This window comes from Dyadobacter sp. 676 (assembly GCF_040448675.1).
GTDB lineage: Bacteria > Bacteroidota > Bacteroidia > Cytophagales > Spirosomataceae > Dyadobacter.
Map to the genome: position 1 here is coordinate 4064314 of NZ_CP159289.1, position 25525 is coordinate 4089838.

23 protein-coding genes are annotated in these 25525 nt (G+C 51.0%); 11 read left to right on the forward strand and 12 right to left on the reverse strand.

Annotated elements, in window-relative coordinates:
• The first annotated feature begins 49 nt into the window (after positions 1-49).
• Together ABV298_RS18160 and ABV298_RS18165 are read left to right on the forward strand one after the other, a co-directional pair.
• Complete coding sequence (locus ABV298_RS18160) at positions 50-382, forward strand: hypothetical protein (protein ID WP_353717598.1); 333 nt, start codon at positions 50-52, stop codon at positions 380-382.
• 266 nt (positions 383-648) lie between these two features.
• Positions 649-1392 carry an SDR family oxidoreductase gene (locus ABV298_RS18165; protein WP_353717599.1) on the forward strand — a complete coding sequence of 248 codons (744 nt, stop codon included), beginning with the start codon at positions 649-651 and terminating at the stop codon, positions 1390-1392.
• An 83-nt stretch (positions 1393-1475) separates the two neighbouring features.
• On the opposite strand, the gene ABV298_RS18170 is transcribed toward ABV298_RS18165, so the two are convergent.
• The 7 genes from ABV298_RS18170 to ABV298_RS18200 form a co-directional block, all read right to left on the reverse strand.
• Positions 1476-1814, reverse strand: coding sequence for a cupin domain-containing protein (locus tag ABV298_RS18170; RefSeq protein WP_353717600.1), 339 nt, complete (start codon positions 1812-1814; stop codon positions 1476-1478).
• Positions 1815-1833: 19 nt separating this feature from the next.
• Positions 1834-2532 carry a hypothetical protein gene (locus tag ABV298_RS18175; protein ID WP_353717601.1) on the reverse strand — a complete coding sequence of 233 codons (699 nt, stop codon included), beginning with the start codon at positions 2530-2532 and terminating at the stop codon, positions 1834-1836.
• Positions 2533-2653: 121 nt separating this feature from the next.
• Positions 2654-5188: a M4 family metallopeptidase gene (locus tag ABV298_RS18180; protein ID WP_353717602.1), complete on the reverse strand. Its 2535-nt coding sequence runs from the start codon at positions 5186-5188 to the stop codon at positions 2654-2656.
• The gene (locus ABV298_RS18185) at positions 5154-6194 is read right to left on the reverse strand and encodes a hypothetical protein (RefSeq protein ID WP_353717603.1); all 1041 of its coding nucleotides are present in this window, start codon (positions 6192-6194) and stop codon (positions 5154-5156) included. Before ABV298_RS18185 ends, ABV298_RS18180 begins: the two co-directional genes overlap by 35 nt.
• A 14-nt stretch (positions 6195-6208) precedes the next feature.
• Positions 6209-6640, reverse strand: a complete 432-nt coding sequence (locus ABV298_RS18190) for a hypothetical protein (RefSeq protein ID WP_353717604.1) — start codon at positions 6638-6640, stop codon at positions 6209-6211.
• A gap of 14 nt (positions 6641-6654) precedes the next feature.
• A complete protein-coding gene (locus ABV298_RS18195; RefSeq protein ID WP_353717605.1) occupies positions 6655-7086 on the reverse strand; it encodes a hypothetical protein in 432 nt (143 codons plus the stop codon).
• 15 nt (positions 7087-7101) lie between these two features.
• Positions 7102-7530, reverse strand: coding sequence for a hypothetical protein (locus ABV298_RS18200; protein ID WP_353717606.1), 429 nt, complete (start codon positions 7528-7530; stop codon positions 7102-7104).
• Positions 7531-7985: 455 nt separating this feature from the next.
• Here ABV298_RS18200 and ABV298_RS18205 point away from each other — a divergent pair, with 455 nt between their 5' ends.
• From ABV298_RS18205 to ABV298_RS18235, 7 genes are all read left to right on the forward strand, one after another.
• A complete protein-coding gene (locus ABV298_RS18205) occupies positions 7986-8543 on the forward strand; it encodes a hypothetical protein (protein ID WP_353717607.1) in 558 nt (185 codons plus the stop codon).
• A gap of 150 nt (positions 8544-8693) precedes the next feature.
• Positions 8694-9260, forward strand: a complete 567-nt coding sequence (locus ABV298_RS18210; protein WP_353717608.1) for a carboxymuconolactone decarboxylase — start codon at positions 8694-8696, stop codon at positions 9258-9260.
• Between the two features lie 276 nt (positions 9261-9536).
• Positions 9537-10103: a carboxymuconolactone decarboxylase family protein gene (locus ABV298_RS18215; protein WP_353717609.1), complete on the forward strand. Its 567-nt coding sequence runs from the start codon at positions 9537-9539 to the stop codon at positions 10101-10103.
• A 25-nt stretch (positions 10104-10128) separates the two neighbouring features.
• On the forward strand, positions 10129-12900 hold the full coding sequence (locus ABV298_RS18220) for a TonB-dependent receptor (protein ID WP_353717610.1): 2772 nt from the start codon (positions 10129-10131) through the stop codon (positions 12898-12900).
• Between the two features lie 5 nt (positions 12901-12905).
• Positions 12906-14123: an MFS transporter gene (locus ABV298_RS18225; protein ID WP_353717611.1), complete on the forward strand. Its 1218-nt coding sequence runs from the start codon at positions 12906-12908 to the stop codon at positions 14121-14123.
• A gap of 183 nt (positions 14124-14306) precedes the next feature.
• On the forward strand, positions 14307-15452 hold the full coding sequence (locus tag ABV298_RS18230) for a DUF3179 domain-containing (seleno)protein (RefSeq protein WP_353717612.1): 1146 nt from the start codon (positions 14307-14309) through the stop codon (positions 15450-15452).
• A gap of 56 nt (positions 15453-15508) precedes the next feature.
• Entirely contained in the window at positions 15509-17719 is a 2211-nt protein-coding gene (locus tag ABV298_RS18235; RefSeq protein WP_353717613.1) for a TonB-dependent receptor, read from the forward strand.
• 46 nt (positions 17720-17765) lie between these two features.
• Here the strand turns inward: ABV298_RS18235 and ABV298_RS18240 are convergent, their stop codons facing one another.
• The 3 genes from ABV298_RS18240 to ABV298_RS18250 all read right to left on the reverse strand — a co-directional run bounded on the left by ABV298_RS18240 (position 17766) and on the right by ABV298_RS18250 (position 20198).
• Positions 17766-19262 carry a hypothetical protein gene (locus tag ABV298_RS18240; protein WP_353717614.1) on the reverse strand — a complete coding sequence of 499 codons (1497 nt, stop codon included), beginning with the start codon at positions 19260-19262 and terminating at the stop codon, positions 17766-17768.
• On the reverse strand, positions 19262-19795 hold the full coding sequence (locus ABV298_RS18245; protein ID WP_353717615.1) for a sigma-70 family RNA polymerase sigma factor: 534 nt from the start codon (positions 19793-19795) through the stop codon (positions 19262-19264). The genes ABV298_RS18240 and ABV298_RS18245 overlap by 1 nt, the downstream gene beginning before the upstream one ends.
• A 94-nt stretch (positions 19796-19889) precedes the next feature.
• Positions 19890-20198, reverse strand: coding sequence for a hypothetical protein (locus ABV298_RS18250; RefSeq protein ID WP_353717616.1), 309 nt, complete (start codon positions 20196-20198; stop codon positions 19890-19892).
• Positions 20199-20382: 184 nt separating this feature from the next.
• On the opposite strand from ABV298_RS18250, the gene ABV298_RS18255 reads away from it, so the two are divergent.
• Positions 20383-21555, forward strand: coding sequence for an alpha/beta fold hydrolase (locus tag ABV298_RS18255; RefSeq protein ID WP_353717617.1), 1173 nt, complete (start codon positions 20383-20385; stop codon positions 21553-21555).
• A gap of 191 nt (positions 21556-21746) precedes the next feature.
• Positions 21747-21974 carry a hypothetical protein gene (locus tag ABV298_RS18260; protein ID WP_353717618.1) on the forward strand — a complete coding sequence of 76 codons (228 nt, stop codon included), beginning with the start codon at positions 21747-21749 and terminating at the stop codon, positions 21972-21974.
• On the opposite strand, the gene ABV298_RS18265 is transcribed toward ABV298_RS18260, so the two are convergent.
• Complete coding sequence (locus ABV298_RS18265; protein ID WP_353717619.1) at positions 21971-22135, reverse strand: hypothetical protein; 165 nt, start codon at positions 22133-22135, stop codon at positions 21971-21973. The genes ABV298_RS18260 and ABV298_RS18265 overlap by 4 nt on opposite strands.
• A 6-nt stretch (positions 22136-22141) precedes the next feature.
• Positions 22142-25345, reverse strand: coding sequence for a M4 family metallopeptidase (locus ABV298_RS18270; protein WP_353717620.1), 3204 nt, complete (start codon positions 25343-25345; stop codon positions 22142-22144).
• Positions 25346-25525 lie beyond the last annotated feature (180 nt).

A 25525-nucleotide genomic window follows, 5' to 3' on the forward strand; every position in this document is an offset into this window, starting at 1 on the left:
GTCAGCAGTCCGACATATTCACGATCCTTAATACTTAGAGAAATTAGTCATGATTCACGAAAAAATTTTTCAACTAAAAAGCGGCCGGGAGGTCAAGGTGGTCATTAAAAGCTACTTCCTTCACGACAGCCCGCAACGCGACATGGAATGCGAGATACTGATCCGCGAGCCGAAAGAGAAATACTTCCGCACCCCGATCGGGATCAACCATCCGCAATACTGGAAAATGAAACGGTCGAGCGCACAACAGGCCAAGGCACTTCTGATGGAATACAGCGGTATTACGCAAAGGCATATTAACCAGGCTATTTCGGAATTTAATCAAATACTAAGTTATCCGCCTACACACATTGGATTGCAATTTGAGAATGAACTGGTGTAAGGAGGACTAGGCTTTCATTATCATCAGGTGAAGTAAGGAATATACGCACACACTGGCCACCGGGCGCGGCAGGACTTGAAAGTTCAGCCGCCGCCCGGTTTTGTTTTAAGCCCCATCGTCGTCGTTAATATGATCGAAAGTGGTTAACGACTCGCATGGAAAATCCGGGTTGTTGGAAACAACCCCGTTAAAAAGCGTGATAAAAAACCTTAAAAAAGGTACATTTAATCCCGGCAACTATCTTCACCAATAAACCAGCTGGTAAAATGAACACTTTCGAAAATCAGGTGGCCGTCATAACCGGGGCTGCGTCCGGCCTTGGCCTGGTGATCGCCCATAAATTGCTGAACGAGGGAGCCCGCGTAGGCCTTCTGGATCTGAATGAGAAAGCATTGAACGAGGAATTTGTAGGCAATGCAACGCATGAAGAGTTGATCGGTGTGGATGTTACCGATGAAGGGCTTGTCGCCAAAGCGGTACAACGGGTGGTGGAACGGTTTGGAAAAATAGATATACTCATCAATTGTGCGGGGATTACGGGCACTACCAACATCAAAAGCCACGAGGTGGATGCGGTCAATTTGCAAAAGGTGTTCAATGTCAATTTTATGAGCAGTTTTTATACCGCTAAGGCGGTGTTACCGTATATGCTTCGAAATAATTACGGGCGTATTCTGCACGTCGCGTCGATCGCCGGGAAAGAGGGGAATGCGGGTATGCTGGCGTATTCGGCTTCGAAAGCCGCGGTGATCGGGATGGCAAAAGTGCAGGGTAAGGAATACGCCGAAACAGGGGTTACGGTGAATGCGCTGGCCCCCGCGGTTATTCAGACTCCCCTGGTAGACGCCATGCCCGAAGCGCAGGTCAAGTATATGACCGACAAGATTCCGATGAAGCGGTGCGGCACCCTCGAAGAGGCCGCAAATATGGCTGCATTTATCGTTTCTGCCGAAAACAGTTTTACTACCGGATTCACTTTCGACCTGTCGGGAGGAAGGGCGACATATTGAACTCAATTGGCCCAAGGGAGAAAGGTCGGTGGCGAATCGCTCCTGCTCTGCCGGTTCCGGGAGCCCATGACGGCGTAGGACACTTACGATTGCTTTTCGAGCTCAATAAAATCCTGGCGCGCGGGCGTAAAGCAATCGATTACCTTGCATTGCGTATGCGCTACGGCGGAATGCGGTGCGTGCGGCGGAATGTGGGCGGTCATGCCCGGTGTAAGCAGCATCGTTTCGCCATCGACGGTAAATTCCAGTTCCCCTTCAAGCACATGGCACCATTGCTCGTGGAAATGGCTGTGTTCCGGCAGTACCGTCCCGGCGTCGATCGTGAAATGCCCGAAAGTCTGCTGCTCGGAGTGGCCCAGCGTCCCATAGATCCCGTCCCAGATTTTGACTACTTTATTGGTTTTGAAATTGACGAAAGGCATTGCGAAATGAATTTGAAGGCTATTTGAAAATGGTAAAAGTAGTCTTTACTGTAATGCGTTGTGTAGATATTTTTGCTTTTTCCGGCATAAAGCCGAGTTTTTCCGGGTTGTCGCGACGAGCGCCGAGAAGGTCGCGTCCATAGTCCGCCATTAATGCAAACCTCCGCCATTTGATTCCGGCAACTGCCGAAGCAACCGGTAACACCCGATCATAACCGAATGCATCCCGGATTATCACTTTTTCCTCATAAAAAGGATGTTCGACGGCAACCAGAAATTTTTCGACCCCTGCTTTCGCTTCTATGAAAAATTTAAACTTAGATCGGGGATTGATATACGATCTTATTCCGCTCTCGGCCCGCCCGTGATGGTGGGTTTCGCGCGCATACCAGAAACCCGAGTCGTACCATTGACTGAAAAGATCTGGTAGAATGTCCGTTTGGTGATAGGTCAGTTGTACGAGCCCGGAAAACCTTGGACTGAAATGCCTTTCAATCCAAACGCCTGACCCCCAGACATAGTTGGATTTAAAGTGAGATATGTAACCACCGCCGTCGTCTTTAAATTTTCGGGAATCTTCATAATAGTTTCGGTGGTAGTAGGTGCGGCCAAGGTCTGCTGTAATACCAGATTCCCATTTAGAAACATTTTGTGCAGCCAATTCGCCGGACAGGCAGGGTATGCCAATAGTAATGATAATTGTCAGTAACGTTTTCATAGCTTATAGTTTGGGTTTAATGTTCAAAAGACGATGGACTTTCGTCGCGATTAGTCTGGTTCTGCAAAGTGGTTTGACCGGCTGGCACATCTGCGCCAGCCGAATCCAAATGAGCAATCCTTTACTTTAAAATGACAGTCCTGATGGACGTGCTGCCGTTTTCTCCTTTTAATTGTACCAGGTAAGTACCGGAGTGGATATTTGACAGTGAAACCTTTTGATGGTAAATCCCTTCGCCGGAGAACGTCTGTTTAAAATGCACATTACCCCGCATATCCACCACGGATAGCTCCGTTTTTTCTCCTTTGTTCAGATAGAAGGAAACTTCGAATTGTCCCGAATTTGGATTGGGAGAGACAAAAAGACCGGTTGCCGGTTTGGCTTCCAGTTCATCGGCACTCATCCTGGCGTTGGCGTTGCTATTAACGCAGATGCGGTCCTGCCGGCAACTACCGCCACCAGCTCCCTGAATGCGGATAGTATTGCTGCCCGCGGTCAGGTTGACGGCAAACGTTTGTTCCGCCCAAACGATGTTCCAGGAACCGGAGTTAGGCAGGTTAATGGTTTGAGTACTTCCTCCATTCACCTGCACAGCTATCGTGGGCGCAGCGGAAGAGTAATAGCGGAGTTTTACATAGTAAGTACCGGCTGTGGGAACATTTGTAATGGCGTAGTCGACATAGTGATTGCCGTTGTTCTCCTCGCCGCGCGTCTGGCCGTTCGAGGCATTCGGGTCGCTGGTTATGGCTCCCGTGCCGGGCGATGATTCGGATTCTTTGCATTGACTAAAATTGGGAGAGCCACTCACGGTTACCGTCACCGCCGCCTGGCTGCTCGTACAGCCGTTAGCAGTGCAGGTGGCGTAATAGGTCGTGGTCGATGCCGGGGCTACATTCACGGAACTGTTGTTGCCCAGGCCGTTGGACCAGGTAATGGTCCCGTTGCAATTAGATGCCGAAAGCGTGCTGGATGCCCCGGCATTAATGGTCGAAGGACTGGCACTTACGGAAGGCGGGTTCGGCGGATTGCACCCGCTCCCGCCGGTGACGCAAATCCTGTCCTGCCGGCAGCTTCCGCCGCCGATACCTTGAATTTTAATGGTATTGTTGCCTGCGTTGAGGTTAACATTGAAGGACTGTTCCGCCCATACGATATTCCATGAGCCCGAATTGGCCAGATTGACCGTCTGCCCGCCGCCTCCGTTGACACTCACGCTCACCACCGGTGCGCTCGACGAATAATACCGGAGTTTGACAGCGTAAACCCCATTGGAAGGAACTCCCGTAACCACATAATCGACATAATGATTATTGTTGTTCTCGGCGCCGCGCGTCTGTCCGTTGGAAGCATTTGGGTCGCTGGTGACCGGACCGTTGCCATTTGCATTTTCCGATTCGATGCAGGCATTCAGGGCGCCTCCGCTGCTGACATTGATGCTGGTTGTGGCAGTTTTGGAATTACACCCGTTTCTGGTAGCGGTGACCGTGTAGGTGTAGCTGCCGGCCGCGCCGGGCGCATTGATATTAAGCGGGGAGGTACTGCCATTGACCCCGTTGCCGCTCCATGCGTAGGAAACGCTGCCGCAATCGCCGCCAGAACAACTGTAAAGCAGCTGCAAACCCTGGCCAGGCGTGGGGTTGCCGTTGCTGTTGGACGCCGACACATTGAAGTTACAGCTGTTTTGGGTTGTGAGATTGAGCGGGGCAACATTCAACAGGCAGCCGTTTTTAATTGTGCTTACATTGTAGGTATATGCCCCCGGTGCGGCAGGTGCGTTAATCGTGATGGATTTGCCATTTTGCGAAATGCTATTGCCGGTCCATTGAAAGCTGTTGATGTGCGCACATCCGGAACCGGAACAGTTGGCGTTGAGCGTTACCGGAGCTCCGCACGCGGGCGAGGCTGGCGAGGCGCTGGTTGTGATCGTAAAGTTGCAGTCGGTACAAGGCGTAATATGTGAAATCCCAACCAGCGTCCACGCGTAGGCAGCCTGCCGGGCGATGTCGGAGCAGGCACCATACGCGTCGATCGCACCTTGTATGGTTGCCTCGGCGGCATCGTAGTAAGTAGAATTGGAATGCAGGTAGAATAACATGGCCCGGTACACTACCTTCGCGGGTTTCGCATAATCCAGAGCTGTGCCCGTGGGGCCGCCTGTTCGCATGTACCAGTACCATTTGTTCATGACGCCGCTGTTGCGGTGGACGCCGCCGTTGTCGGAAGGATCGTTTGTAGGAAGCCAGTCGGGGCCTAGATAGGTATCGGGTTGAGCATGGCCGGCGTTACCCCAGTTTGGAAAGGATTGTTGAGGATTTGACATATTTCTTAATTGATCGGCGTCCTCGGCAATACCATAATTACCATTTGGCCCCAAGAGGTGAAATTCAAGAGTAGCCCCCATTATATCTGAAATGGATTCATTAATTGCCCCTGACTCTCCCTGATATGCCAATTTGGCCGTCTTTTGGGTTAGCGCATGAGCATGTTCATGCCCGAAAATATCCATAGTAACTAGGCTATTTAAGTTGGGAGCAAGCCCAAATCTAACAAGTTCTAAACCGTCCCATTGTGCATCCGCAAAATCCCACTCCACTAAAACCCTCGGGTATGACCCGTTTCCGTCATACCCATTTCTCAGAAACAACAATTGATACATTTCGTAATTTTTTTTGTGCTAGCCAATGAGCAGTCGTCGCATTGTGATTGCTATTCACCCAGTTGGTACTGGGGTTGAATACGTCAGGATTGGAGTTCCATTGGCCGGTATGATTGAGATCGATCCGTGTGTTTAATTTGTTGTTATAGGCGCTTAACCTGTACTGAGCGCCCACCTGCTCAGTTTCGAAAGAGAGGGTGGAGTGTCCATTCAAGTATCGACTGTAATTGGGTATCATTGTGGATGCGACCCAGGGTTTGTGGAAATTCAATCCTGGTCTCGGATATTCCGCATTTGATGTTTCGCGATGCGGTCCTGCGAAACAGCTCATGAAGAGAGGCACCTTTTTCAGTATACTTCCTGTCCTGGCATCCACGTATACGCGGTAAGGCTCCTGGATCTTCTCCGATTTTAGGTCGAATACCCACGCTAGCCGATAACTTTCTTTCAGGAAATGCTCATCCTTTCGGGCCAGGGTCAATGAGCCGGTCGGAAGGGTATTGCCGTCAAAATCATTCTGCGTAAGTCCTTGCTCGTCCAGCGCGGTTTGCAGAGCGACGGCTGCATCAATTGCCCCGGTCACGTCTATATCCAGCCCGGCCACAATCCGTCCATGCGCGGTTTTTAATACATTTTCGATGGAATGTAGGCTGAACTCGTTGCCGTCCACCGGTATATTCTTGTAATACAATTGAAAAAGCTGATGCCGAAAAACCAGCTTCGTTTCTTCCGGTGTTTCTGTTTCTTCCTTAATCGCTTTCAGCTCATAGCCTTCTGACAAGCCCAGGTTCATCGCATAGCGCATGATGAAGGTATCTGGTGATACGTGTAAAGCTGGATCATCTTTCAAAAACAGCCAACCGTGGTCTGTCATCCTGCTAAAAAGCGAATCAAATTTGGCATCCCGATGACTCCGGTAATAGGCTTCGTATAGAGGCTGAGCTAAGGCAGAGTTAGCTAATACTGCGAAAAATACGCAGAGGGCGGTTTTAAAAAGTGTTTTCATACTCAGTATGTGTTTTAGTTGATTTTTTCGACTTTGTCTATGTAAAGAGCGAGGATGGCCATATCGAAATATTTCTCTCCATTCCAATCCAACAGTTTTCCGGAAACCCTATATGGAAAAGAATTGGGTTCCTCCTTGTCTCCATCATACGTATGCGGAAAACCCGCGAGTTTGTGTATAGACTTCTCGCAGACGCGAGCGATATTGACCCGATATCCGTCGCGGGTCTTATTGGGGAATTTCCGAGTAAACCGGACGAAATAGAACACGTCATGAGGAGGTCCCGTTAGTGCTACGGGTTCGTCGACTATGTACTCGACATAGTCAAACGAATAAGGATTACAACACGAAGCATCCCTGCATTCGGGATCAGGCTTATCGCGTTTGCAATTGAAAATAACCAGGAAGAACAATGCACTGGCGCAGGAAATCACTTTTCTTTTCATGTGTTAGGTGTGTTTTAATTGATTTTTTCGATTTTGTCTATGTACAGTGTTAAGATTGGAAGGTCTGCAAGCTTTTCCTGAGTCCAATCCACGAGTTTGCCGGATACACGATATGGAAATGAATCCGGCCCGGCTTTGCTTTTATGTGTCAATGGAAATCCTTCAATTTTAAAAAGAGATTTTTCGCAGATCCCCGATCTGTCTGCGACATAGCCTTCACGTAGAGGTCGACTGGGAAACTTTCTTGAAAAATTAAAGGAGTAGTTGGAGAAATAAGGCGGACCTGTCAACGATGCAGGTTCGTCTTGGATGTACTCAACATACGCATTGAAAAACGGATTACAACACGAAGCATCTCGACACTCCGGATCAGGCTTATCGCGCTTGCAATTGAAAACGGCCAGGAAAAACAATGCGCTGGCGCAGGAGATTAATGTTCTTTTCATAACTCTAAGTGTGTTTTAGTTGATTTTCTCAATCTTGTCGATGTACAAAATGAAGTAGGGTAGATACACTATATCTCCCGATTCGGAGATCAGGAGCTTACCTGATACACGGTAGGGAAAAGAATCCGGCGTAGCCTTGCTTTTATGTGTAAGTGGAAACCCCTCAATTTTGTAAAGTGATTTTTGGCAAATGCTAGCCTGGCCACGCGGAAATTCTGCACCGCCCGCATAAGTCGATAACTGTTTTTTAAATCGAACGTAATACACTGGAAAGTAAGGAGGGCCAGTTAATGACACCAGCTCATCCTGAATGTATCGTACATACTCCCAGGGATATCCGCAACACGAAGCATCCCGACATTCCGGATCAGGCTTATCGCGTTCACAACTGAAAACAGTCAGGAAAAACAATGCGCTGGCGCAGGAAATCATTTTTCTTTTCATGCTAAAAGTGTGTTAAGGTTAAAATTTCAAGCGATGCACAACATGAGGCGCGGAAGACCTGCATCTTTCTTTCCGGCCCGTTCAGCGGTGTCTGCGCTCGTGGTGAGCGTAAACACCAGGCAGGGCATGACCATACAGGGCAATCATTTTTGCCCTTTTCAAGTGTTAATAGGTTTCCCGACCGGGTGTGTTGGAGTGCGAGATTTGGGATAATGTCAAGAATAAATTTGAATTAACTCATTCGGTTTTCGGGGAAATGAGCAGGGATACTCGATGATTTAGCAGGCGGTGAAAATCAGAGGACGAAATAACGGTTGGGCATATAGGTAACTGCATCGGGGCGGCCGATCGGTTGGAAAACGGTATTAATGAAACTTTTAAATGGCTGAGCCGATGTTTTTTTCACTTGTTTCCCTACATTTGTACAAACCGCACAAAATTTCAATATTTCAACATTGCGCAGGATCATTTCCATATTGCTGCTGGGGCTGCTGCTTTACAATATGATAGGCTATTCGATAGTCTACCTGACGGAGGAGCGCTATACCATTAGTAATGCAGGGAAAGACCTCGTGGAGCAGGCCACCGGTTCCGCGGATATTGTAATCAAAGTGCCTGTGGCGGTCCCTTATCAGAACAACTGGGATGCGCCGGAGCCCGTTGAAGGGCAAATAGAGCATGAAGGGCAGTTTTATCAGATGAAAAGCCGCCAGCTGCTCAACGACACCATGTATGTGCATTGCGAGTTCGACCAGAATGCCCGCGACCGCTTTTCGGACCTTGTTTCGAAAATCAACGACCAGGTTACAGGGCAGGCGTCCGGCCCGCAGCAGGATGCGCATTCGAACATTTTAAAGCATTTCCTCAAAGAGTATATGACCGCCGGTCGCCAGCATGTGTTTTATGTGCTGGAATGGGAGCCTACGAAAAATGCGGCCTTGCAACTTCCCGTCAGATCTATTTTGCCTGAAAGATATTACGCCATACCGTCCCCGCCGCCGGACCTGGCTTAGTGCTTCTTCCTATTCTTCCTGAAGTTACCGAACGTTCGTGTGTGTACGTAGCAAGTATGCGTGTGTAATGCGTATATGCATATGGTTGTGCATGCGATGCCGGTAAACGGGAGGACAGTCCGATTTACTAACCAGAAATCTTCCTTCCCAATGGCGCATATTGCTTTACCCGACGAATCGCTTCCCGGCATTGTCGGACTCTTCAACTTCCGGCCCGAAACGGCTGGCCCGCTGCAGTTGCTGGCGGAAACGCTCCTGCGCGGCGAATCACCGATCCCAAGCGGTGAACGTGAACTGATTGCTTCTTATGTGTCGCTGCTCAACGACACGCATTTTTGCCACACTTCCCACGGTTCGGCCGCGATGGCGCATCTTGGTTACGACCTGAGCCTGATCGACGACATCAAAAACGGCTTTCGGGTGATCGAAGTGTCGCCCAAGCTTCGTGCATTGCTGAATATCGCCGCCAAGGTGCAGCAAAGCGGCAAAGCCGTAACCGACGAAGACATCGCCGCTGCCCGTGCACAGGGTGCCGGTGACAGGGAAATCCACGACACGGTGCTGATCGCCGCTGCATTCTGCATGTTTAACCGCTATGTCGATGGCCTCGGTACCTGGGCGCCGCAAGACAACGAGGCATACCGCGAAATGGGCCAGCGGATGGCGTTTACGGGATATGTAAGGTATCCGGTGAAGCAAGATGCAGTCGAAGCATAGGGCGGGCGGATGCAGTTAGGGATAGTCATGTGTAGTCAAGCGTAGTCAAGTGTAGTCAAGTGTAGTCATGTGTAGTCAAGCGTAGTCATTTATGGTCAAGTGTAGTGGTGCATCCGGAGAATGTATTCCTAGCCACTCTGACAATACCTGACCATTCCTGACTACCTCCTGACAATAGCTGACAATACCTGACCATCCCTGACAACCTCCCGACTACTTCCCGACCATTGCCTCACGAAACCAACCAGATCGTTAACATAAAACCACTGACATACTGTGCCTCACATACCTTTACCGGAGCATTTGCCTGGCATTACGGGCTTGCTGGAATACAGCCGCGTAACGGCAGAGCCTATACGCCAGCTGACGCAGTTTATATTACGAGGTGAGAATTCGCTGTCGCCCGGGGAGCGGGAGCTGATCGCGACCATCGTGTCGCATAGCAATGAGTGCCGTTTTTGCACGGCAGCACACACGGCCGCGGCCGATCTGTTACTGGGGGAAAGCGATACCTGCGCGATCATGAAGCAGGATATCGACGCCGCACCGGTTTCCGGCAAGATGAAAGCATTGCTGAAAATCGCCGCCAAGGTGCAGCAAAGCGGCAAAGCAGTGACTGCCGAAGCGGTTGCAAATGCAAAAGCGCAAGGTGCGACGGATGTGGAAATCCACGACACGGTACTGATCGCCGGGCTTTTTTGCCTCTATAATCGCTATGTCGACGGCATGGCGACCGTCGCTCCGGCGGATCCTCAATTTTATAAAGGTCTCGGCCAACGTTTAGTGGATTACGGTTACAACCGACTGCCCAACGGTTATGATCATTTAAAAAAACAAAACTGACCTTCTACCTATTTGAATCGAACCTATGAAAAGACTTTTACCCATCCTCCTAATAACTATCGATTTGTGCTTCATGCATATGGCAAGGGCACAGACTACCAGAATTTCCGGCCACATCTTCGACAGCGATTCGCAAAAACCAGTGTCGGGGGTTTCCGTTTCGGTGAAGGGCAAGAATACCGGTTCCGTTACCAATGCGGAAGGCTATTTTGAACTGAAAACGACTACCCCTGCGACGCTGGTCGTCTCACTGGTGGGCTACGCGCGGCAGGAAAAAGAAGTAGTTTCTTCGGAAGCGCTGCGGATCGATCTGGTACCGGCCATCGAGGAGCTGAGTCAGGTCGTGATAACGGCTTCGAGGGTGGAGGAGAATATCCTGCGGTCGCCTGTTAGCATTGAAAAAATGGATTCCCGCGCCATTCAGCAGACGCCTTCCGCCAATTTTTACGATGGTTTGGTTAACCTGAAATCACTCGATATGGTAACGAGCAGCCTGACCTACAAGCAAATCAACACCCGCGGGTTCAATACGACGGGCAACAGCCGCTTTTTGCAATTGGTCGACGGCGTGGATAACCAGCCGTCGGGCCTGGGTTTTGCGATGGGTAACCTTTTCGGTCCGCACGATATCGACGTCGAAAGCGCGGAGCTGATCCCCGGCGCGGCTTCCGCATTGTATGGCCCGATCGCATTCAACGGAATGCTCAATACACGCACCAAAAATCCATTTGAATACCAGGGACTGAGCGTTCAGACCAAGTTTGGAATCAACCACATCGGCGATGGTACCGGCCTGGGGGCGAAGCCGCTCTACGATCTGGCGGTACGTTATGCGAAAGCGTTCAACAACAAGTTTGCGTTTAAAGTCAACGCATCGTACCTGAAAGGCACCGACTGGTATGCCAACGACTACACGGATATCGATCCGAATACCAGTCCTGAAAACCGCGGCCCCGACAATCCCGGCCGCAACGCGCTGAACATCTATGGCGACGAGGTGGCGCAGACGTTGCCGAATATCGGGCGCGTGTCGCGCACGGGTTATGAAGAAAAAGACCTGGCCACCTATGGCGTTTACAGCCTCAAACTGAGCGGGGCATTGCATTATCGCATTACCGACAAGCTCGAAGCCATTTACCAGGGCAATTTCAACCAGGGCACTGCCCAATACACCGGTTCGAACAGGTTCGTGATCAATGATTTCAAATTCGTGCAGCACCGTTTGGAACTCCGCGGCAGCAACTTTTACGTACGTGCCTATACGAATCACGAGTACTCAACCAATTCCTACAACACCCGCGCATTGGGCCAGCAGATCAACCGCACGTGGGTGAAAGATCTGGCCGGTAACACCGTGGCTCCGAACAAGGCCGATTCGACCTGGTTTGCGAGATATGCGGCGGCTTACACCGGCGCCATTGCCGGCGTGACGCAGCAAAACCACACGGCTGCCCGCGCATTTGCGGACGAGGGGCGTATCGCCCCTGGTTCCGACGCATTCAATTCGGCCAAAGACCGGCTCATCAAAACACGCGGATTGGCAGGTGCCGGTATCCTCAGCCAATGCAGCCTGAACCACGTGGAAGGAATGTACGATTTCAGCTCGCTGCTGAAAGTGATCAATTTTCAGGTGGGCGGTAACTATCGTAAGTACTTCCTCAATACCGGCGGGACGCTTTTTGACGACAAGGATAAAAATCTTACCAACGAGGAATACGGCGTTTTTGCCCAGGGTTCGAAATCATTTTGGAAAGACCGTTTGAAGTTGACAGTCTCGGGCCGTTACGACAAGAACGAGAACTTCGACGGTCGCTTCACGCCCCGCGCTTCCGTCGTTTTCTCGCCTAATGAAAACCACCATTTTCGCGCTTCGTACCAGACGGGCTTCCGCAACCCGACGATCGGCGATCAATATATCAAGCTGAATGTCGGCCCGATCATCATTCTCGGCGGCGCACCTGTCAATTCGGTTGGTTTAAATGCCTATTCCAATTCGGTCACTATTGCTTCGTTTTCGGCTTTCGCAGCGGCATTCGGGGCGGATATGCAGAAAGGTGTTCCGTTCCCGCAAGCCGTGGCCAATAACAAGGACAAGCTGGTGAAATCCAATGTGCCTTACATCAAATCGGAAAAAGTGAAAAGCTATGAAGTGGGTTATAAAGCGCTGATCGCGAAACAGCTGTTGTTTGATATAAATTACTATTACAGCCAATACACCGACTTTATCATCAATACGGTCGTGGCGGCCGCACCGTCGGATATCCTTTCCGCGGATGGTTCGGTGAACCAGATGGCCGCCATGGAGTTGCTGGGCCCCGGAAGGCAGTTGTATCAGTTGTATACCAATGCAAAGGATAAAGTCTCCATCCAGGGCGTAAGCGCCGGTTTGACCTACTCTTTACCGAAAAATTACAAGTTATCGGCCAACGCTACATGGATCGATTTCAATATGGGCGACGCCGATCCGAACAATATCCCGGCATTCAACACGCCGAAATGGAAAACCAACGTCATGTTCGGCAACGCCCGGCTCACCGATCGCCTCGGTTTCAACGTGGCGTGGCACTGGCAGGATGCGTTCGACTGGTACGGCACATTTACCGAAATGCGCCCGGGACGCGTCAATGCCTATAATTTGCTCGACGCACAGGTAAGCTACCGCATTCCCGGCCTGAAAACGGTGGTGAAACTGGGCGGTTCCAATATTACGAACAAATACATCGTGCAGGCTTACGGCTCACCGGCTGTGGGCGGGCTGTACTATGTAAGTCTGAATTTTGACGAACTATTCCGCTAATGGCTATGGAGACATTGGAAATACCCCGTGCAGAACCGATCAGCGTCAGCCAGAAATGGCTAGCGTTCACGCTCTGCGTCGTGGCCTACACGCTGAGCGGCACGGTGTCGACATTAATGTCGGTGTACTTACCCGTGGCCATTCCCGAGCTGACGGGCTCGACGGTAAGCGAGGCCGAACTGGGCGAAATAGGCGCGTATGTAAACGCCATTTATCTCTATGGCTGGATGTGCGGCGGGCTGTTGTTCGGTGTCGTGAGCGACCGCATTGGCCGGAAAAAGTCGCTGACGCTCGTCACTGCTTTGTACGGCATTTCAACCTGCCTGGTTACTGTCGTTCCCGATTGGTACTTGTTGCTGGTAGTCCGTTTTACGGCCGGAATGGGCGTAGGCGGCGTGCTGCTGATCACCACGGTTTATATTTCCGAAATCTGGGAAGACCGTAGCCGCGCGGTGATACTCGGCGTACTGGCTGTCTGCTTCCCGATCGGTATTGTTACCACCGGTAGTCTGAACCTGTTGTTTTCCAATTGGCGCACGGCGTTTGGCATCGGAATTATCCCTGTTGTCGCTGCATTACTGATCTTCCTGCTATTGCCGGAATCGGACCGGTGGAGGAATGTCAGGAATGACCCGAGTAGCCAGGAGCGCATTTTTGACGTTCGGAACAGGCCCAATTTAATTCGTGGCTCGCTGATTTTCGGAGCCGTCTTAATCGGTCTCTGGGGCATATTCTCATGGCTTCCTACCTGGGCGCAGACGCTGCTCGCGAGCGGGCGCGACGGGCAGCAGGAGCGGGGGCTGCTGATGGTCCTCCTCGGTATGGGCGGCATTACGGGTGGCGTGTTCTCGGGGATCCTGATGAACCGGTTCGGAAAGAAAACCACATTGTTGGCCACTTTCGCTGCCTGTGTGGTGATGTGCGGCATATTGTTTATCACCAACCGCACATTTACCGGTATCATTTACATCGAAACGGCGCTGCTCGCACTCTGTTTCGGGATCAGTCAGGGGGCCTTATCCAGCTATATTCCCGAGCTGTTCCCATTTGCGGTGCGTGGCACGGCCACCGGTTTCTGTTTTAACGTCGGCCGGTTCTTTACCGCCACGGCGGTGTTTTTTATCGGCTCTCTGGTGACGGTGCTGGGTGGTTTCGGAAATGCCCTGCTGGTGTTTTCGTTGCCTTTTGTGGTGGCGCTGGTTGCGACAATCAGAGGCAGATGATACTGATTTTGCGTATTATCATAGGTTAATATATTGGGCAAACGGGTCCGCCGTCTGGCGGACCTATTTCTTACAATTGCGGTAATCTCATGATTTGATAATTCCGTGATCCTTTCAAATACATTCTACAATTCTTTCGGTGCTCTGCACCTTTTTTATGGGGATTAATATTTACGATATGATATGAAGAGGCTTTTTTACTTTGGGATTATCGGGATAATCCTTTTTGAGATAGCGAAGGTTTACTTTATTATGCCCATGCCCGGTAGTCAGCGGATGAACAGCATCGACACCGCCTATTTTCTTCATACCTGGCGCTGGGTGCTGCGGGCCTTTTTCTGGGCGATGATCGTGGTGGGAGGTTTTTCGGTTTTTTCCGTTAAAACGAAATGGCTTCCTGCCATTTTTCTACTGCTGGCAGGAGGTATTACCTACGCGACGAATTTCGAAATGGCAGCGGATACGATGTTTTACCAACCTTCGCAGGTAATTCAGCACAATGCAGCGACCAATAAGGTGGGTATGGACCGTCTGATAATTGGTGTGGAGGCCAATGGCGAAGCGAAAGCATATCCCATTCAATACATTGGCTACCATCACCAGGTGCGCGATGTGCTCGGCGGGAAGCCTGTTATGGTGACCTATTGCACCGTGTGCCGTACCGGACGCGTATTCGAGCCGGTGGTCGACGGTAAAACGGATGTTTTCCGGCTTGTAGGAATGGACCATTTCAATGCGATGTTTGAAGACAGCGAAACCGGCAGCTGGTGGAGGCAGGCTAACGGCGAAGCGATTGCAGGACCGCTGAAAGGCAAAATGCTCCCCGAACTCGCCAGCACGCAAACTTCATTAGGCCAATGGCTGAAACTGCACCCGAACAGCAAGGTAATGCAGCCCGACCCCGTATACCAGACCCAATACGACTCCATGAGCCGCTACGAGTCGGGCCGTGGAAAATCCGTGCTCACGCGAACCGATTCGTTGTCATGGAAAGACAAATCGTGGGTAGTAGGCATTCGGGCAGGCGGTGCGGCGAAGGCATTCGATTGGAACCGGCTCAAAAAGGAGCGCATTATCAACGATCGGGTCGGCAATGTGCCGATAGCATTGCTCCTCGGCGCGGATAACAACAGCTTTTTTGCATTCGAAAAAGGGGACGATGATGAAGTATTCACGTTCAGGAACGACACCATTTTTACGAAAAACAGTGCCCACAATCTGCTCGGCAAACGTCTCACGGGTACGGGCAACAACCTGAAACGGATCACTGCCTACCAGGAATTCTGGCATAGCTGGCGCACTTTCCACCCCGAAACCGGACGGTATTGAAATTCACGGTCCGTCGCCGTTCCCGGTGCCTTCGCGGCATCCTATTGCAAATGCTCATGAATAAACTATCTACGACAATCCTCCTGTTGATCCTGCTAAGCCGCCAGACCGTACGGGCGCAGGAAAAGAAAAAAGACTACGACAAGGTTTTAGACCTCGACGAAGTTACCGTAGGCGAGCGCAGGAACATGATCCACACCGAACGCCTGCCCGACGTCCATAACACTTACATTACGGCTGGCAAAAAAAGCGAAGTAATCCAGATCGACGGTGTGAACGGCAATATTGCAGAAAAAACCGGCAGGCAAATATTTGCCAAAATCCCCGGCGTATTCGTGTACGATATGGATGGTAGCGGCAACCAGGTTAACATTTCGACGCGCGGCCTTGACCCGCACCGGTCGTGGGAGTACAACATCCGCCAGAACGGCATTATCACCAATTCAGACATGTACGGCTACCCGGCCAGCCATTACAGTCCGGCCATGGAATCTGTCCAGCGTGTGGAGTTGATTAGGGGGACCTCCTCGTTGCAATACGGGGCGCAGTTCGGGGGGATGATCAATTATGTGACGAAGGCCCCCGATACGACTAAGGCATTTGCGTTCGAAACCGTTAATTCCGCCGGATCGTTCGGGCTTTTCAGTTCTTACAATGCCATAGGCGGCAAGGTGGGTAAGCTGACTTATTCGGCCTATTATCAGAAGCGGCACTCAGACGGTTACCGGAAGAACGCAAAATCCGACGCGCAGTCGCAATATGTGAGCCTGATGTATGAATTCAGCTCTGTATTCAGGATCAAAGCGGAGTTGGGACGCTCGGAATATGTATACCAAATACCGGGGCCGCTTACGGACGCCATGTTCAGGGAAGACCCGCGACAGTCGACCCGTTCGCGCAACTATTTCAATCCGGATATTTATGTGCCGTCCATCGTGATGGACTGGCAAATAAATCCCGATACCCAGCTGAAACTCACCACTTCCGGCGTATACGGCGCACGGAACAGCGTTATGTTCGACGCATTTGCCAATGTGCCGGATACGATCAGTCGTATTACCAATGCCTACCGTGCACGGCAGGTCGATATCGATAATTTCAAAAGCTTTACTTCCGAGCTTCGCCTGATGCACCGGTACGAGTTTCTCGGTTTTCGTAATGTGGTCTCAGGTGGCGTACAATATATGCATAACAAGTTGCGCCGCCGCCAGCTCGGCAAAGGCACCACAGGCAGCGATTTCGATCTGACCTTGACCGATCCGCAGTTTGGCCGCGATATGTATCTGACCACCGATAACGTTGCTGCATTCATAGAAAACCTTATTTTCATCACTCCGCAGCTCAGTTTTTCGCCTGGTGTGCGTGTGGAGAAGGGTGGGACGGACATGACCGGCCGGATCACTTACTACGATCCGCAGAATTTGCCCAATACCATCAGGCACAGCTTCCCGCTCTTCGGGGTCAGCGCTCAGTACAAGCCTGGCGGGAATAGTCGTGTTTATGCAGGCATCTCGCAAGCCTATCGCCCGGTGGTGTTTAAGGACATTATCCCGGGGTCCGTTTTGGAAAAAGTTGACAAAAACCTCAAAGACGCGACCGGCTATAACCTCGAAGCGGGTATAAGCGGCAATGTGGGGAATGTGCTCAAATACGATGTCGGGCTTTTCCAAGTGATGATCAACCACCGGATGGGTACCGTGTCGATGAAAGATGAAAACGGGTTCTCTTATCTGTACCGTACCACCACCGGCGACAGCAAAACCCGCGGCGTGGAGGCCTATCTGGAATACTCCGTTTTTCAACATTACAACGGCGCAGAACCTCGGACCGAACTGTCGTTTTTTACTTCCACTTCCTATTTCGATGCCAAATATGTACGTGGGACCGCCGTCGAGAACAACGAAAACAAAAGTGTCGCCGGCAACCGTGTAGAAGGTGTTCCAACCTGGATTTCGAGAAACGGCATTCAGTTTCAATACAAAAAACTGTCGGTAACCGCTCAATACAGCTATGTAAGCTCCAATTTCGCGAATCCGCTGAATACCGTGGCGCCTTCCGCGAATGGTACCATCGGTAAAGTACCGGGCTACGGTTTGCTCGACCTCAATGCCACGCTTTATCTCGGCCGGCATTACAAGCTGCGTTTCGGAGTGAACAATGTTACCGACAAGCAGTATTTTACCAAACGCCCGACCATGTATCCGGGCGCCGGTGTGTGGAGTTCGGATGGGCGGAGCCTGGGAGTTTCTTTCGGTATTAAGATCTGATCGGGCAGCATGGCAGCACGAATACGGACGTTTGCGCCGGTGCATTTTACTTGATCAAAAATCTCAGATATAGCTGGCCATTGACCCAATTTCTTCTTTTTTCCACATGCGGAGCCAGTGTCGAAACGGGGACAATGATATTTAAGCCGATTTGAAGCCTGCCATTCAGCCCGAGGTGCGGATGGCAAAGTACGCCTGTCCGTAGCGCCCATTGCTGGGGGTTGAGAAGGCTTCGCATCGCTTCCCGGCCTTTCACCGTGACCAATCCACCCTGCATGGCATACCCCGTGGCGGTTATGGTTTCATTTCTGAGCAATGCCCCCGAAAATGTCGTGTAAGAGATACCCGCCGTTGCCGAAAGCCACGACGCGGCCTCGAATTGGTATTGGAGCGCAAAACTCATTCCGACCGCTTTGATGAAATTCACGTTATGGTGTGTAACGAAAAAAAGAGAGTCGGACACGCGGGTGGTATCCGCCCGCTGGGAGACCCTGTCGTTATTGCCGAAATAGGAATACAGCGGCGTGAACGTGAATGTGGCGGCATGCCTGTTCCAATTTTTGGTGACAAAAATGCCCGGAACGGCCAGGCGGGCCGGACGTTTGATGCTATCGATGCCGGTGAGCAGGTAGGGGTTGTTGAGTTCTATAAAACTCATACTCCATTCCGGGCCGAAATGGATGCCATGCAAAAGCGGTCGGCGCGTTTTCGTAGCTGTTGCGGGCTTATTCGGAGCGGGTTGTTTTACCAGCTTGCTCAAATCATGGTCGTATCCTTTGAAGTGCCCCGGGAGCGATGCCAGATTATGAGGCAATGTTTGGGCGACCGCCGAGCGGATCGTTTTTTCAGGGCTATTCGATGTAATGGCTTCGGGCGCTGCTTGCGTGTCGTTCAATTTTGACGTTGGGTACCCGGCATTAACCCGTCGGGCGATGGGTATCGTAATGTCACCCGGTTGATTTGAACTTTCGCCCGCTGAAACCTCGATGTTGTGTACGGGCGCGGTACCGGTTCGGAGTGCGTTCATACGCTTGTAGCGTGTACGGGCCGCAGTAAGTTTCGCATGCCCGTTGCCCGATTGAGTGAGAGCGCCCCCGGAATGGTCGCTACTTGTTGAGGCAATTCGATTTGTCGTATCCGGTTTTTTTCGGGAAGTAACTTCGGAAGGCGTATTCGTCGTGTTGGAGTGGCTTGTGTCGGTTGTGACGTCGGGTTTTCCGAAATCTGTTTTAACCGGTGCCGGGCCCGTAGTCTTGGAAGTAATAATCTGTTTTACGGTTGGCCTATTATTTGGTTCAGTGTTCAAAATAAATATAACAGCTATTGCCGAGGTAGCCACCACCGCGGATACGACCCCGAACATCCCTTTGAGCTTCGCAACGGATTTCCAGACTTCGGACGGCCATTTCGTTCCATCCGCTCCCTGACCGGCAGCGGCGCCCAGCATATCGATCATGCCTGCCCATGCGTCGTCAACCGGGATTTCCGGGTCCGGAAGCGGGCCATGGAGAAACTTGTCGATATGTTTGTCCTTGCTTTTCATCAGAGGAGGTTTTCAAAAATGACTTTCAATCTGTTCCTGCTCTCGCTTAAATGCCACTTGACGGTGCCTTCGCTGATGGCCAATGAACCGGCTATTTCTTTCACCGAAAAACCATCCATATAATACAAGCTGCAAATCCGGCGTGTGGCAATGGGCAGTTGCATCAGGTACACGTGAATATCGGTGCCCGAGAGTTGTTCAAACGGGTTTTCCTGTGATATAAGGCCCATTTTGTCCTCGATCTCCACGTACTCGAATGCATGGGTTTTCCGGTCGCGCAGCAGCGTGAGTGCCGCGTTGCGAACGGTGGTATACATCCAGTTGAAAAACTCGCCCTTTGCCGGGTCGTAGCGGTCGATATTTGCGAACACTTTCAGCATGCCATTGTTGATCGCCGTGACGATGTCGTGTTTATCCTCGAAAAAATTCCTGCAGAGCGCGAACAGGACAGGATAAAATTGCCGGTACAATTTTTCCTGACTCTGACGCTCCTGACGTTTGCAGCCGGCTAGTGTATGATATAATGTGTCCAATCGGTACGGAAATGCACAGCCGACGGCGTTTTTGCCGGCTGTGCGTGTTTTTGTTCCATTGAAACGAATTTTGCGGAAAACGCCACAATTACTTTCAGTGAATAGTTTTGAGACGTTTCAAAGTACTCGTAAGACCAGTTCGGGATCCGGCGCCGAGGGTGTCCAAGAAGGAGCTGTCGGCGATAGTGCTGTCCCGGACTACTGTGTCCTGATAAACGCTGTCGCTTATGATACTGTCTGTCCCGATAGTGTCCGGTCGAATACTATCCACCTGAGCGCTATCCACACCTGTCCTTGCCGAGACCGGTGCAGGTGCATTTTCTTCCATTTTTCCCCGTTCGCAGGCGACCAGCTGGATCAGCAGCAACACAACACACAATACCAGCCATTTTTCTGTTCTCATGACTATTGATGGTTAAATTTGAGATAATAAATCAGGAGAAGCGCTTCTATTAAAATAAACTACAATGGATGGCGGGAAGGTTGGGCAGGTATCGGAAAAAATACTGATTAAAATGTGTATTGTCAGTAAATACCAGTTATTTGAGCGTTTTGGTTTTGAAATGAATAGCCCCAACCATCGCCTCATGAAACGAATTGCCTGCATATTGATCCTGCAACTGGCCAGCCTGGCGGTTTTTGCCCAGAACTACGACGAGTCCAAGGTCCCGCATTACACATTGCCTGATGTGTTGAAGACATCGGCAGGAAAGACGATCCGCAACAAGGAAAAATGGGAGAAACTGAGGAGGCCCGAAGTACTGAAACTTTTCGAAGACAATGTGTATGGGCAACTGCCAACCGACTACGACAGCATCCGCTACGCGCTATCAGAAGACGACCACCCGGAAATGGACGGAAAGGCGGTGTTGAAACAGGTCGGCATTACCGTGTTCAGGAAAGGGACACCGGTGCAGATCGATGTGGTGCTCTTTGTGCCGGCGCAGCCAAAGAAGCCCGTACCGGTTTTCCTGCTCATTAATAACCGCGGCAAGGAGAACACCGATCCTACGCGTGCTACCAGGAGCGAGTTCTGGCCGGCTGAAATGGTGATCGACAGCGGGTTCGCGATTGCGGCATTTCATGTGAGCGACCTGGCGCCCGATAATAAGGATACGTATGCGACGGGCCTTTTGCAGAAGCTCTATCCGGAGCAATTGAAAAAAGATAACGGCATGAAGGCCATTGGCGCCTGGGCATGGGGTGCAAGCCGGGTAATGGATTACTTCGAGACCGATAAGGATATCGATGCGAAAAAAGTCATTGTCGTGGGGCATTCGCGTGGAGGGAAAACTTCGTTGTGGGCCGCGGCCCAGGACCAGCGCTTTGCAGCCTGTGTAACCAATTGTTCCGGAAATACCGGTGCGGCGCTCGCGAGGCGGCAGTTCGGCGAGAGGATCAGCCGTATCAACGCTACTTTTCCCCATTGGTTTAATAACAATTACAAAAAGTATAACGACAGGGAGAATGCATTGCCGGTTGATCAGCACATGCTGATCGCGCTCATCGCACCGCGGCCGGTTTATGCCACGAATGCTTCCAAAGACCTTTGGGCGGACCCAAAAGGAACATTCCTGGCCATGAAAGCCGCTGAACCTGTTTATGCGTTGTACGGTATCAAACCGGAATTGCCCAACGATCAGCCGGGGATCGATGTGCCGGTAATCGGCCCGCACTTCGGTTACCATAACCGTGAAGGCGAGCACAATATGACGGCCTACGACTGGGCGAATTTTATCCGGTTCGCGAGGAAATTCTGATGTATTGCGCGTTTTTCTTCGGGAAATAACTCGGAGAGGCGTATCGTCGCATACCGGGCAGGGAACGCATATGCCAGTCGATAAGGCCCACGCTGTGAAAAAGAGAATGCCTGGTTTTAAGTCGGGCACAAATTTTGAATGCCCGAAAGTGAAAGAACGCCTGTTTACTTCTTTACTAAAATACCTGAATCATGAAAGACAGAAAACTTCCCGAAGATCAATCGCTGGTTTTATTTACCGATCTGAACGGCGTTCCGCGAGAAGGTACTTATAAAAAAGCTTCCAAAGCATTTGTCGAGGCTATCGGCGACGAGGGACCGGAGGATACAGGGAATATTTATCCGGAGGAAGACATCGTGTCATGGGAATATCTCGACAAAAAGGACCGGCCTAATCCGGATATTATGGTGATTCTTTAGGGCGGTAATTGCTTCCCGACCGGTAGTCGTGCCTTGATCGGGGAAGCCTCATTCACCACCCATCCGGATTGAAGTTTCCGCAAGCCTCGTTCGTAATATGCGGACGGCGCTAGTTCTTTCCATTCGACACTCAGGATAATGGTCACTGAATACGATTCCATTTCCGATTATTTTACATCAACGACAATATCAGCGAACTGGAACCCGCTTTGCCACTCATTGAACGGAGAGCCAGGGTTAATAAAGTCTGCTGTGATGATATGGTTTCCGACAACGGCCTGCCCGTCGAGCAGCACCGAGAAGCGTGGCTGGTCGAAAGGATAATACAGGGCCGGATTGAAAATGTTGAGCATTTTCAACCTGAGGGTGTATTTGCCGATGGGCTTCATGGTCAGGACCATGTCCAGGATCGCGTTCTCCGAATCGACCAGCAGCTGGGTTACCGGGTTGCCGTTTCCGTCAGCGACAGGCAGTTTTACGCCATTAGGGTCGAAAAGCTCCACGGCCAGCACGTAATCGGATGTTTCAAAAGAGAAAGGGTCGCTGGGGTCCACATCGTTTCGGAATGCATGAAGCCCGATGATGAAGTTTTTGGTTGGAGTAGCCGGTGGGTTGTTACTGCCGCCGGCGGTAGTCTTGAACAGTACCGTCGGGGGATCGATGCCCGGGCATGCCCCCTGGTTTTTAATGGTCAGGGCATAGGTCTTGCTGCCGGTTAGCTTTCCGGCAGGGACAGCCATCGATGTTGCGGTGGTAGGGGTATTGTTGAAACCGGGTACCGGGTTGGCACCGTCCAGGATCGTGACCAGATAGCTATCGCCCGGTTTGAGCCACAGGCTGGGATGCCAGCTGATAGTAAATGCCTTGGCGGGGTCGATCTTATCGATGTCGGAGGGGAACTTGGGGAACGGCTGGTCGGGGCAGATACTGTAATTGAAAGGCTGCGATAATGCGGATTTGGCCCCCAATGGCCCCACGGCCTGCACCCTGAGCTGGATGCCTTGCTTGTCGTCGAACATCAGTTGGTCGTTCACATATAGTTCGAAAATCTTTCCCGGGACGCTGTAAACGGTGGTCAGGTTGGAGGTCTTCTCGGTCAGGTGCAGTTCGAAGTGGTCGACCAGGCCCATGTTCAACGTATTCGCCTTCCATTGGAAGGTGGCCCCCAGATAGTTCTTATAGGCGATCGGCGAGCCATCGGCGGGGGCTTTCATGGCCGGCAGGATGGCGTTCTCGTCCGTCTCGACTCTCCACACATTGACGCAGCCGCCAGAGGTAGTCCCTTTCAGAGGCAACACCCTTACAAACAGGTCCGTCTGGTTGGGTAGCAGGGGTAGGCTCACCAGATCGGTCGTCAGGTTTCCGGCCGCGGTCTGGGTACGGATGATGTTGGCAAATGCATTATCGGTGGCAATCTGGACGACGAAGCTGGCGGCGCCTGGTACCGGGTCCCAACCTACCCAGAAGCCCATGCTGCTGACCAGATGGGCAGGGTCGCCAGCTCCCTGGTTTTTGGCCTGGGTGACTGCTGTTAACGGAACAACGGTTACAATCATTTCGGTCTTCGACCAGGCTCCGAAGTTGTCGGTGATCTGGGCGATATTGGTCCGTTCGGCCCGCACGCGGGCATAGTAGTTTTTTCCAATATCCAGGCTGGCATTGATCACGCCCGATTCGGTAAAATTGCCGGTATGGTTAGTGGTTCCGGTATAGACCAGATCGGTCAGGGCTTTGTCATTGAAAACCTGGAAGGTGTATTTCTGAGCGTCGCCGACCGATTTCCAGGTCAGGGTGGGATTATTCCAGGGATTGACCCCGCTGGCTCCTTGCACCCAGCTGAAAAAGGTAGCCTGCTTGTTGTCGAGGGTAAAAACGTGGGCCGGGCCGAACTGTTGATGAAGGGCGCAGAGCGGATTTTGGGCTGTCCGGCAGAAATTGGGATCTGCCTGAGTAATGCGTGCCCGGGTATAGACCTTTTCACTAGGGTGGTAGTAGCCTTTGACAGTGGCAGTGTAAGCGATGCCGCCTTTGGGGTTGACCACCGTTGTGAAGTTGCTGACTTTGTAAGTTTGTAAGTTCGCCGAGAAATCGTACTTGGTCGACATCTGTACTTCCCATTCGAGTACGGGCTCGTTTTCCCATGTGAGGCTGACCTGCGTCTGGGGCCAGGGGTTAACACCCTTGGCGCCGTTGACAGGCGACATCATAAAGCCTTTTGGGTTATTATCGCAGACGCCTACCGCACACCAGGCGTTCTGAGTGGCCAGATGTTCCGCCGAGTTAAGACCGTACAGTTTTTCGGCAGCCTGCAGTGTCAATGTCCGGAAGGCGGGATAGTCCGTATCGACGGTAATTGCTGGCATAGCATCCCAGACGATCTGGATGGCATTTTCGACGCCAATACCCGTCAGATTGCCGTAGCCGTACCCGAGGTCGTTATAAGCCGTGCCCTGGAAGCCGACGGAAAGGAGATAGAACCATTTTCTTGCAACGCCCGAACCGGGATGAGGCTCATAGTCCTCCGTGCAGGTATTTACATAATACTCCCCATTGTAAGTATCTGCAAAACCATAAACCTTGGGGACTGAAAAATTCTCGGCTGACACTTTATATTGCTCTCCGAATAACCAGGAATAGTTTTGAGGCGAATTTTGCTTGATTTTATTCTTGACGTATAAACCCAAAATGTCAGCAATTCCTTCATTGAGCGTTCGAAATTCATGGCATAAGTATTGGTCATAGCCGATGATGCCTGTTTTATTTGAGAAAATCGCATGTGCATATTCATGTGCGATTACCTCCAGTACATTGATAAAAGGCTTGGTATTTTGAGGAAGAAGGCTTCTGTAAAACGAAATGCTTTCGCTTAAATCGTCCTTATAGTGAATTGCATAAGCTGCCGCTGACGCCGACGGATCTTCATCTGAGCTTTTTAAAAATATTTCGATTGGCGCAACACCAGTGCCATCAAAACCCTTCCACCCAAATCGTTGGTCAAATTCTTTCATCACTTTTTGGAAGCCGTAAAGCGTTTGAACAGCTTCCGAACTCAGATAAGGTGTCGGATTATCTGTAAATTGATTATCCTGCTGTGCCTTATCCTCAAAATAGATGGAATTACCTCCACTGATTCCTTGCAGTGTAATGGCGGGAAAGCCGTTCTCAGGCAATGTCTGTAAGCGGCAAACTTTTTCACTTTGCGGATCAGCGTTAACCGTGTATTCCAGCGCTCGGAACGTTTGTTGTCCATCGAAGAAGCTCATGGCTGTCCGGTCGACATTCTTAGCGTTATAAAATGGCTGGGCGAAGGATACGCCCGATGCCAGGAGGCAGGCGAGTCCTGCTGTGAGATGTAAGAAAGATCTTTTCATAGTGATGTGTAGCGATGATCGATGCTAAATAGCTTTAAAAAAAGCACAATCGGGTCTTATTTGTGGTGGTTAAAAACTAGTCTGATAACCTAATTTACCAGCCACATGAGTCGAAGAAATAGCTCCCGCGAACGACGGAGAGTTTATGATTTATAATTGGAGACATTATCGGTAGATACC

What these genes read in the sequence shown, in the direction of transcription:
- ABV298_RS18160 (WP_353717598.1), top strand. Translation starts at nt 50, where the DNA reads ATGATTCACGAAAAAATTTTTCAACTAAAAAGCGGCCGGGAGGTCAAG.
- ABV298_RS18165 (WP_353717599.1), top strand. Translation starts at nt 649, where the DNA reads ATGAACACTTTCGAAAATCAGGTGGCCGTCATAACCGGGGCTGCGTCC.
- ABV298_RS18170 (WP_353717600.1), bottom strand. Translation starts at nt 1,814, where the DNA reads ATGCCTTTCGTCAATTTCAAAACCAATAAAGTAGTCAAAATCTGGGAC.
- ABV298_RS18175 (WP_353717601.1), bottom strand. Translation starts at nt 2,532, where the DNA reads ATGAAAACGTTACTGACAATTATCATTACTATTGGCATACCCTGCCTG.
- ABV298_RS18180 (WP_353717602.1), bottom strand. Translation starts at nt 5,188, where the DNA reads ATGTATCAATTGTTGTTTCTGAGAAATGGGTATGACGGAAACGGGTCA.
- ABV298_RS18185 (WP_353717603.1), bottom strand. Translation starts at nt 6,194, where the DNA reads ATGAAAACACTTTTTAAAACCGCCCTCTGCGTATTTTTCGCAGTATTA.
- ABV298_RS18190 (WP_353717604.1), bottom strand. Translation starts at nt 6,640, where the DNA reads ATGAAAAGAAAAGTGATTTCCTGCGCCAGTGCATTGTTCTTCCTGGTT.
- ABV298_RS18195 (WP_353717605.1), bottom strand. Translation starts at nt 7,086, where the DNA reads ATGAAAAGAACATTAATCTCCTGCGCCAGCGCATTGTTTTTCCTGGCC.
- ABV298_RS18200 (WP_353717606.1), bottom strand. Translation starts at nt 7,530, where the DNA reads ATGAAAAGAAAAATGATTTCCTGCGCCAGCGCATTGTTTTTCCTGACT.
- ABV298_RS18210 (WP_353717608.1), top strand. Translation starts at nt 8,694, where the DNA reads ATGGCGCATATTGCTTTACCCGACGAATCGCTTCCCGGCATTGTCGGA.
- ABV298_RS18220 (WP_353717610.1), top strand. Translation starts at nt 10,129, where the DNA reads ATGAAAAGACTTTTACCCATCCTCCTAATAACTATCGATTTGTGCTTC.
- ABV298_RS18225 (WP_353717611.1), top strand. Translation starts at nt 12,906, where the DNA reads ATGGAGACATTGGAAATACCCCGTGCAGAACCGATCAGCGTCAGCCAG.
- ABV298_RS18230 (WP_353717612.1), top strand. Translation starts at nt 14,307, where the DNA reads ATGAAGAGGCTTTTTTACTTTGGGATTATCGGGATAATCCTTTTTGAG.
- ABV298_RS18235 (WP_353717613.1), top strand. Translation starts at nt 15,509, where the DNA reads ATGAATAAACTATCTACGACAATCCTCCTGTTGATCCTGCTAAGCCGC.
- ABV298_RS18240 (WP_353717614.1), bottom strand. Translation starts at nt 19,262, where the DNA reads ATGAAAAGCAAGGACAAACATATCGACAAGTTTCTCCATGGCCCGCTT.
- ABV298_RS18250 (WP_353717616.1), bottom strand. Translation starts at nt 20,198, where the DNA reads ATGAGAACAGAAAAATGGCTGGTATTGTGTGTTGTGTTGCTGCTGATC.
- ABV298_RS18255 (WP_353717617.1), top strand. Translation starts at nt 20,383, where the DNA reads ATGAAACGAATTGCCTGCATATTGATCCTGCAACTGGCCAGCCTGGCG.
- ABV298_RS18260 (WP_353717618.1), top strand. Translation starts at nt 21,747, where the DNA reads ATGAAAGACAGAAAACTTCCCGAAGATCAATCGCTGGTTTTATTTACC.
- ABV298_RS18265 (WP_353717619.1), bottom strand. Translation starts at nt 22,135, where the DNA reads ATGGAATCGTATTCAGTGACCATTATCCTGAGTGTCGAATGGAAAGAA.
- ABV298_RS18270 (WP_353717620.1), bottom strand. Translation starts at nt 25,345, where the DNA reads ATGAAAAGATCTTTCTTACATCTCACAGCAGGACTCGCCTGCCTCCTG.